The organism is Rhodopirellula sp. JB055 (assembly GCF_043100905.1).
Lineage (GTDB): Bacteria > Planctomycetota > Planctomycetia > Pirellulales > Pirellulaceae > Rhodopirellula.
In genome coordinates, this window is the sequence record NZ_JBICHO010000458.1 from 1 (window position 1) to 7,669 (window position 7,669).

Sequence of the window (7,669 nt, forward strand, 5' to 3'; positions counted from 1 at the left end):
TCTACTGCAGTGAGGGAGAGGTATGAAAAGTGTTCGTGATAGATCGTGTCGAATTGACTTTCTTGAACTAGCTTCACCAAGTGGGGGAATTCAAACGTTGAGACGCCGTCCTCTTTCAGGATGATGGGGAATCCACGTACAAAGTCGTTGATGTTGGGGACGTGTGCGAGGACATTGTTTGCCGCAGTTAGGTCTGATTGTTTGTTCTCGGCTGCGAGTTCTGTTGCCAGATCAACACCAAAGAATCGCTCGACAATCGGAATCCCTTTCTCTCGAGCGGCTTGGGCTGTGCTCGCTGTGGGCTCAATCCCCAGGCACGGGATACCGGCCGCCTGAACGTACTGCAGCAGGTAGCCATCATTGGCAGCAACTTCAACAACATGACTGTTTGGGTTGAGCGAGAATCGCTCGATCATCTCGTGAACATACTTTTCGCTGTGTGTCAGCCAACTGGTTGAGAAACCACTGAAATAGGCATATTGAGAATCAAATAGTTCTTCTGCATTGGAGAAGTCTTCGGTTTGAACCAGCCAACATTGATCGCACACCAACACGCGTAGTGGGAACCATTTTTCAGGTGATCGTAGTGATTCCTGGGTGAGATAGGCGTTGGATGGCGGGGCGCTGCCTAAGTCGACAAAGGGGAGTGTCAGCGGATGATGGCAGTGTCGGCATTTCATGGTTGGATTCCGTTGAAACTGTCGTCAAGTTTCGGAAGGTGGTTGTCGCGGTCAGAGCGTTGCGAGATTTCCAGTGGCCATTCAATGGCCAAGGTCGGGTCGATCGCATCGAGGCCAGCTTCTGAGTCTGCGTGATAGAACGCAGTGTGCAGGTACAGCAGTTCACAGTCGCCCGTCAGTGTTTGAAATCCGTGCGCAAATCCTTCGGGAATGAAAAAGGTGCGATGGTTGGATTCACTCAGAGTGACCCCATGCCACTGAAGAAAAGTTTCCGAGTTGGGGCGCAGATCGACGGCAACATCAAAGATCGCGCCACGTAGGCAACTGATGATCTTCTTTTCGCAATGAGGCGCCCGTTGGAAATGCATTCCCCGAACGGTTCCACGTTGCTGGGTAAGCGTCCGATTGATCTGAACAATCGTGGAGCCGCGGAGTAGCGCGTCGAGGTCTTGGTTGCAATGCATTCTTTCCAAGAAACCACGATGATCGCCGATCGGCTTGCGCTCGAGAACCGCTAAGTCCTCGATTGGCGTGGTATGAATCTGGAAGCGATTGGTCATGGGGGTCCGAGGCTCCATCCTGGATAGATTCACCCGTGTGTGATGGCGACGTCGGTCGGGTGGTCGGCCGTTACCGGCTCACCAAGTGCTAGGCGGAGTTCGACGAATCGCGTTGCAAATTCTGCAGAGGGTGAATTTGCCGCCCAAGGTAACGGTTTTGTGCGTCAGTTCAATCATGCTGACACTTGTTCGGATCAGTTCACCCCATGCCGGTGAAGAGGTGGCGTTTGATGGCGGCGGCTCTGGGGGTGAGTTGGTCGGTGGCTTGAGACCGAGTGGTGGTGGACGCCGGAGGGATCCGGTCGGCGTGGTCGAAGTCGATCAGTTCCAGCTCGCCGTTTCCGTACTCGACCATGGCAGTGGCGTTCTCAACCCAGTCCCCCAAGTTGAAGTACAGCGGTCGCTTGGCGCCGGGGCGATCCGAGGTGGGACTCAAGCGTCGCACCGTCGGGATATGGATGTGACCGCACACGATCACGTCGCAGTCATTGGAACACGCGTGTTGGCGGACTTTGCCTTTGAATCCGCTGACCCACTGCACGACCCGTTTGGTTGTCTGTTTGAGATAGCGGCTGATCCGCCGAGGCTTCATTCGCAACCACTTCAACACTCGGTTGATCGCTCGATCCGCAGTCAGCAGCAACGTGTAGAGAAAGGTGCCAATCATTGAAAGCCAGTGGGCTCGGCGTTCAACCTTGTCGAATTGGTCGCCGTGCAGCACCACGACTCGTCGTCCGTCGACGGTCTCGTGGAGGAATTCTTCGCTGACCGTCACATCGCCTGATTCTGCGATTTCGGGCCAGTCTGCATGTCGCAGGTAGTCGTCGTGATTGCCTGGCGTGTAGTGGATCGCGGTTCCTTCGTCCGCCAATTCGGCCAATCGATTCAGCAAGCGATCGTAGATCGGCGGCCAATACGGATGCATGTGCAGCACGCGAGCGTCGATAAAGTCACCGACGAGATACAGGTGTTCAGGTGCATGGTCGTTGAGGAATTCCAGCAATCGACCGACCTGAGCGTGACGCAAGCCGAGGTGGACGTCGCTGATGAAAATCGACCGAACCGATCGCGTTGCGGCGGCAACGCCAGCCGATTTTGCGGGGTGGGAAGCCGCGCTGGACTGCTGGGTGGGGCCTGGTCGCGCGCCGCGGGGCGGCAGAACGGCCGTCGATTGATTGGGCAGAAAAGTGATCAACAGGGAGGTCCATCGGGCCAAACGAAGGTCGCCAAACGAAGGTCAACGTGTTGGTGGTCAGGATAACCACTGGAGACAAAAGTCGAGTCCCAATGACTCGAAAGACGAAATCAATTCACAAAATAATCATCGACGGCGATTTGGGAGGCGAAGCGTTCTGGGGACACCAGCGGCATTCGGGTGCATTCTGAGCGAAGTTCTGGGGGATAATACGCCACTGAGTACGACGCTTGGTCCCGTGCGACGGGGGTGACGGCGTCCGCGCAGTTGCGATCCAAAGCGATTTGTCAGGGGGACACTTTTGCGACAGATGGTCGCATCCAGCGGGAAGGAGCAGCACTGCTCTCTAGGCTGAACTGTCCGGAAGGCGTAAACTTCGGCGGTTGAGCCGAATCAAACGGTGGGGAAATGCTTTTTGGCGAAATGCTTTTTGCGTTGCCTTGTCGGTTGAATGACGGTTCTCAGATTGGCCAGTTTCCACCTCAAGAAGACCTGGACCCACGTGTCTGAACTCACTCGTTCGCAATCGTTTTTCCTGCGTCACGAATTCGCCATTCGACGACTGCATTCGTTGACCGGGATTGTGCCGCTGGGCGTTTACATGGTCATTCACTTGACCACCAACGCGAGTCTGCTCAACGGAACGGCAACGTTCCAGCGAGCGGTTTTTATGATTCACAGCCTCGGGGATTTGCTTCCTGTGGTGGAATGGGGCGGGATTTTCGCTCCGTTGTTGTTCCACGCGATTTTGGGCGTTTGGATCATCCGAACGGGCAAATCGAACCTGGGCAACTACCAATTCACCGGCAATCGACGCTACGTCTGGCAACGTTGGACGGGTTTGATCGCCTTGGTTTTCTTGATGACGCACGTGTTGCACCTACACGGCTGGTTCCACGCTGGTTTTTGGCTGGCCGTCATGGAACCGCTCGGGTTTGCCAGTTTCCATCCGTACAACGCGGCGTCGTCGCTTGGCGAAGCGATGCAGGGCTACGTTTGGCCGGCGTTTTACTTGGCGGGTGTTTTGGCAACGGTTTATCACCTCGCCAACGGCATTTGGACCGCTGGAATCACCTGGGGATTCTGGGTTTCGCCACAAGCCCAGCAGCGGGCGACCAAGGTCTGCACCGTCTTCGGCGTGATACTGGCTTTGGTTGGAACGGCAGCCTGGTGGGGTGCAGTTCGCATGGATGCTGAGGACATCGCCGAGGCTCAGGCCGAGGAAGCCATCATGTACGAAGCTGCCATGGAAACGGGGCTGGCATACGACATGCCCGAGAAACGAACCCCCGTCGAAGTGGAAGAATTCGATGCTGACGAAGCGTCCGATTCCAGCGAAGACGCGATCACCGAATAAGTTTGCAACCACCCATTTTGATTCTTTGAAGGAAACGTTCCATGGCACAATCCAACTCGCCCACCCGCGTGGTTGTCGTTGGGGGTGGTTTGGCCGGTTTGGCGTCGACGATGAAGTTGACCGAACTGGGCGCCCAAGTCGATTTGATCAGCCTGACGCCCGTCAAGCGTTCGCACAGTGTTTGCGCGCAGGGCGGCATCAACAGTTGCAACGACGCGACTCGGCAACTCGGCGACGATGAGTGGAAACACCTCGACGACACGGTCTACGGCGGTGACTTTTTGAATCACCAGCCGCCCGTCAAAGAGATGGCGTATTGGGCGCCAAAGGTCATCGAGTTGATGGACCGCTTGGGCGTGCCGTTCAACCGAACGGGCGAAGGTTTCATCGACCGCCGGCGTTTTGGCGGGACGCTGTACAAGCGAACCGCGTTCGCGGGTGCGACGACAGGGCAGCAGTTGCTGTACGCCTTGGACGAACAGGTCCGCCGGCAAGAAGCGGAAGGCAACGTCAACAAATACGAGTTTTGGGACTTCCTCGGCCCTATTCAAGATGAAACCGGCCGCTGCCGCGGCGTGGTGGCTCAAGACATGGTGTCGATGGAAATCAAAGCGTTTCCAGCCGACGCTGTGGTGGTTGCCACCGGTGGTTGCGGCCTGATCTACGGTCGCAGCACGATGAGCGTCTTCTGCACCGGCAGTGCCGCGAGCCGTTGTTTCCAAAACGGTGCCAAGTACGCCAATGCGGAATTCATTCAGGTTCACCCCACGGCGATTCCGGGTGCCGACAAGCTGCGATTGATGAGCGAATCAGCTCGCGGCGAAGGCGGCCGGGTATGGGTGCCTCGCACACCTCAGGATTCGCGTGGTCCTCGCGACATTCCTGAGGCAGATCGTTATTACTTCTTGGAAGAACGTTATCCCGAATACGGGAACTTGGTTCCGCGTGACATCGCGACGCGTGAAATTTTCGACATCTGCGTCAATGAAGGGCTCAGCGTCGAAGAAGACCGCATGTGCGTTTACCTCGATTTGACACACATCCCGCGTCAAGAGCTGGATCGAAAGCTCGGCGGGATCCTTGAGATTTACGAGAAGTTCCAGGGGGTTGATCCACGCGACGAACCCATGAAGATCTTCCCGGCGGTTCACTACAGCATGGGCGGTTTGTGGGCGGATTACGTCCGAAGCGAAGATGGCGGCTTAGAAGCCGGTGCCCCACGCAACCACATGACCAGCATTGATGGTTTGTACGCGATTGGTGAGTGCGATTACCATTATCACGGTGCAAACCGCTTGGGGGCCAACTCGTTGTTGTCATGCATCTTCACCGGTTTGTTCACCGGATCGTCGATCATGAACTATTCGGCTTCGCAAGAATCTGGGGCGGCTGACGTGCCTCAATCGCTGCTTGATTCGGCCGTGAAGGCCCAGCAGGACCGTCACGATCACCTGCTCAACGGCAATGCGGGCAGTGATGAAAACCCCTACCTGATTCACCAAGAATTGGGCGACCTGATGACTCGCGTCGCGACCGTCGTTCGCCGCAACGACCAGTTAGAAGAGGCGATCAAGAAGGTCGACGAGCTGCACGAACGCGCGATGAAGGTTTCCCTGGCCGACACCGGTTCATGGACCAACCAGAACGTGATCTTCGCCAAATCACTGCAGGACATGTTCCCGCTGGCGAAGGCACTTTTGAAAGGTGCATTGCAACGTGACGAATGCCGTGGGGCTCACTACAAACCGGACTTCAAAAAGCCTTCCTTGACGTCGGATGATCCCGTGGAGCGGCGTCGTCAGGCGGAGGCTTGGTGCGACGCCTTCGAAGCCAACAATGAAAAGTACCTCAAGACCACGGTCGCGACTTGGAACGCCAGCACCAATCAGCCGGACCTAGCGTACGAAGACGTTGACACGTCATTGATTCCACCCCGCCCGCGTTTGTACGGATTGGTTGGTGCCGAGGCGATCGAAGAAGTTTGGAATGAACGAGCTGCGGAAAAAGCGGCTCAGAAGAATTCCGGTGCTGGGTTGGTGGGAACCAACTGAGTCATCCGTCGTTTTCAACCAACTGCTTTGTTCACCGCACCGCCTCTCAACCTTCTTTTGAATTCTTCCACCGATGATTGCTCTCGAACCTTCGAATAAGAAACGACCCGAGTTCATCAACGTTCGCGTGCGTCGTCAGGACGCTCCCGGAAAAGCCCCGTACTGGGAACTCCACAAGATCAAGTACGAGCCCGAGATGAATGTGATCAGCGTTCTGCAACGGATCGCGGCTCAGTCGACCAACCGCGACGGGAAAAAGGTCACCCCCGTTGCCTGGGATTGTGGTTGTTTGGAAGAGGTTTGCGGGTCATGCACGATGGTCATCAATGGGCGAGTTCGCCAAAGTTGCAGTGCGTTGGTGGACCGTTTGCTAGCGGACAATCCGGACGAGATCGTTCTGGAACCGATGAGCAAGTTCCCGGTCGTTCGTGACTTGGTCGTGGATCGCGCTCGGTTGTTCCAAGGTTTGGAACGAGTCAAAGCGTGGGTGCCAGTCGACAGTTATTTCAACATGGGGGCCGGGGAACGGATTCTGCGAGAGGACCAAGAACGCAATTACCCGCTCAGCCAGTGCATGAGTTGTGGTTGCTGCCTCGAAGCGTGCCCTCAGTACAACAAGATTGAACTGACCCAGAAATCAGGCGAGTCGAACGAAGAGTTCGAAGCTCGCAAAGAACAAGCGTATGCCGAAGCGTTTGTGGGGCCGCACGCGATTTCGCAAGCGATGTTGTTCAACAACCATCCCACGGGAAAGGTGTTGGCTGGCGAGCGATTGGAAGCCTTGGAGGGGCCTGGCGGACTGGCTTCATGCGGGAACGCTCAGAACTGCGTGGCGGTTTGCCCCAAGGAAATTCCGCTGACCACATCGATCGCACGTGCTGGGCGAGCAACGACGTTGCACGCCATCAAGAGTTGGTTTGAAAAGTAATTGACTCGGCTGCGGATTCGCTGGTTGCGGTATCTCTGGGCCGCCCCCAACACCCTGATCGGAATCACGATTGGGTTGTTATTGGGAGGTCGGTTTGCTTGGGTTTCGGGCGTGATTGAAATTCACGGCCGCTGGATCTCCCGGGGCTTGCGATCGATGCCGGTGCCCGCCGCCGCGATGACGCTTGGTCACGTGGTGTTGGGATGCACGCCCGGGGATCTGAATCGAACTCGGCGACACGAGCGAGTTCATGTTCAGCAGTACGAACGCTGGGGCCCGTTCTTCTTGGTCGCCTACCTCACCGCCTCGTTGGTGCTGAAACTGATGGGCCGCGACGCCTACCGCGGCAACCCGTTCGAGGTCGAGGCTTACGCGGTCGACGATCCTTCATTGAGATTGTAATGGCTTCGACGTGTCGGGAGTGATGTCGAGGCTCCAGTTGTGGAGCAGTCCAAACCGTTCACTGCGGGTGCCCACGATGACCAGTTGCCATGTTCCTTGGACACTTTTTCCATTGAAGGAACTGAGGCTGGGTTGGTTCTTCAGGCGGCCTTCGGGAAGGAAGGTGCCTTCGAATGGTGGGCGAGCTTTCGTGATCGGGATGTGGGCATCGTCGTCGAATCGTGTCCGGTCGAAGTGGTCGTCGTGCCCGCCGACTCCGGTGAACAGTTCGATCTTTGTTTCGTCGGGGCCGACGAGGTAGGCGTCCAGTGCGTCGTCGTGCGTGTGCGTGATTGACAGTTGCAGATTGAGGTCTGCGATCAAGTAATCTTCTTCGATGAAGATTTCCGAGATAACGGTTTTGCGAGGTGGCAACGCGGCGGCGGTTTCGTTCCGATAGTTGCCGCCCATCAGCGAGGTGGATCCCGCCAGTTCACTCTTGGTGAGCAGGCCATCG

General features: G+C 56.5%; 8 protein-coding genes. 4 read left to right on the top strand and 4 right to left on the bottom strand.

What is annotated here, in order from left to right:
- The 3 genes from ACF8AM_RS17985 to ACF8AM_RS17995 form a co-directional block, all read right to left on the bottom strand.
- A partial coding sequence (locus ACF8AM_RS17985; RefSeq protein WP_392556970.1) for a methyltransferase domain-containing protein occupies positions 1–680 on the bottom strand: 680 nt, incomplete at its 3' end.
- Entirely contained in the window at positions 677–1,240 is a 564-nt protein-coding gene (locus tag ACF8AM_RS17990) for a dTDP-4-dehydrorhamnose 3,5-epimerase family protein (protein WP_392556971.1), read from the bottom strand. The genes ACF8AM_RS17990 and ACF8AM_RS17985, both read right to left, overlap by 4 nt.
- Positions 1,241–1,439: 199 nt before the next feature.
- On the bottom strand, positions 1,440–2,435 hold the full coding sequence (locus ACF8AM_RS17995) for a UDP-2,3-diacylglucosamine diphosphatase (protein ID WP_392556972.1): 996 nt from the start codon (positions 2,433–2,435) through the stop codon (positions 1,440–1,442).
- A 502-nt stretch (positions 2,436–2,937) separates the two neighbouring features.
- Here ACF8AM_RS17995 and ACF8AM_RS18000 point away from each other — a divergent pair.
- The 4 genes from ACF8AM_RS18000 (at position 2,938) to ACF8AM_RS18015 (ending at position 7,173) form a co-directional block, all read left to right on the top strand.
- Positions 2,938–3,792: a succinate dehydrogenase cytochrome b558 subunit gene (locus ACF8AM_RS18000; RefSeq protein ID WP_392556973.1), complete on the top strand. Its 855-nt coding sequence runs from the start codon at positions 2,938–2,940 to the stop codon at positions 3,790–3,792.
- Positions 3,793–3,833: 41 nt separating this feature from the next.
- Positions 3,834–5,843: a succinate dehydrogenase flavoprotein subunit gene (gene sdhA, locus ACF8AM_RS18005; RefSeq protein ID WP_392556974.1), complete on the top strand. Its 2,010-nt coding sequence runs from the start codon at positions 3,834–3,836 to the stop codon at positions 5,841–5,843.
- Between the two features lie 73 nt (positions 5,844–5,916).
- Entirely contained in the window at positions 5,917–6,771 is an 855-nt protein-coding gene (gene sdhB / locus ACF8AM_RS18010) for a succinate dehydrogenase iron-sulfur subunit (protein WP_392556975.1), read from the top strand.
- A 15-nt stretch (positions 6,772–6,786) separates the two neighbouring features.
- Positions 6,787–7,173 carry a hypothetical protein gene (locus ACF8AM_RS18015; RefSeq protein ID WP_392556977.1) on the top strand — a complete coding sequence of 129 codons (387 nt, stop codon included), beginning with the start codon at positions 6,787–6,789 and terminating at the stop codon, positions 7,171–7,173.
- Here the strand turns inward: ACF8AM_RS18015 and ACF8AM_RS18020 are convergent.
- Positions 7,159–7,669: proprotein convertase P-domain-containing protein (locus ACF8AM_RS18020; RefSeq protein ID WP_392556976.1), on the bottom strand; the 511-nt coding region annotated here is incomplete at its 5' end. The two genes, ACF8AM_RS18015 and ACF8AM_RS18020, sit on opposite strands and share 15 nt — an antisense overlap.

Bases quoted from the DNA above. Each gene is read 5' to 3' on its own strand.
- ACF8AM_RS17990 (WP_392556971.1), bottom strand. From the start codon at position 1,240: ATGACCAATCGCTTCCAGATTCATACCACGCCAATCGAGGACTTAGCG.
- sdhA (WP_392556974.1), top strand. From the start codon at position 3,834: ATGGCACAATCCAACTCGCCCACCCGCGTGGTTGTCGTTGGGGGTGGT.
- sdhB (WP_392556975.1), top strand. From the start codon at position 5,917: ATGATTGCTCTCGAACCTTCGAATAAGAAACGACCCGAGTTCATCAAC.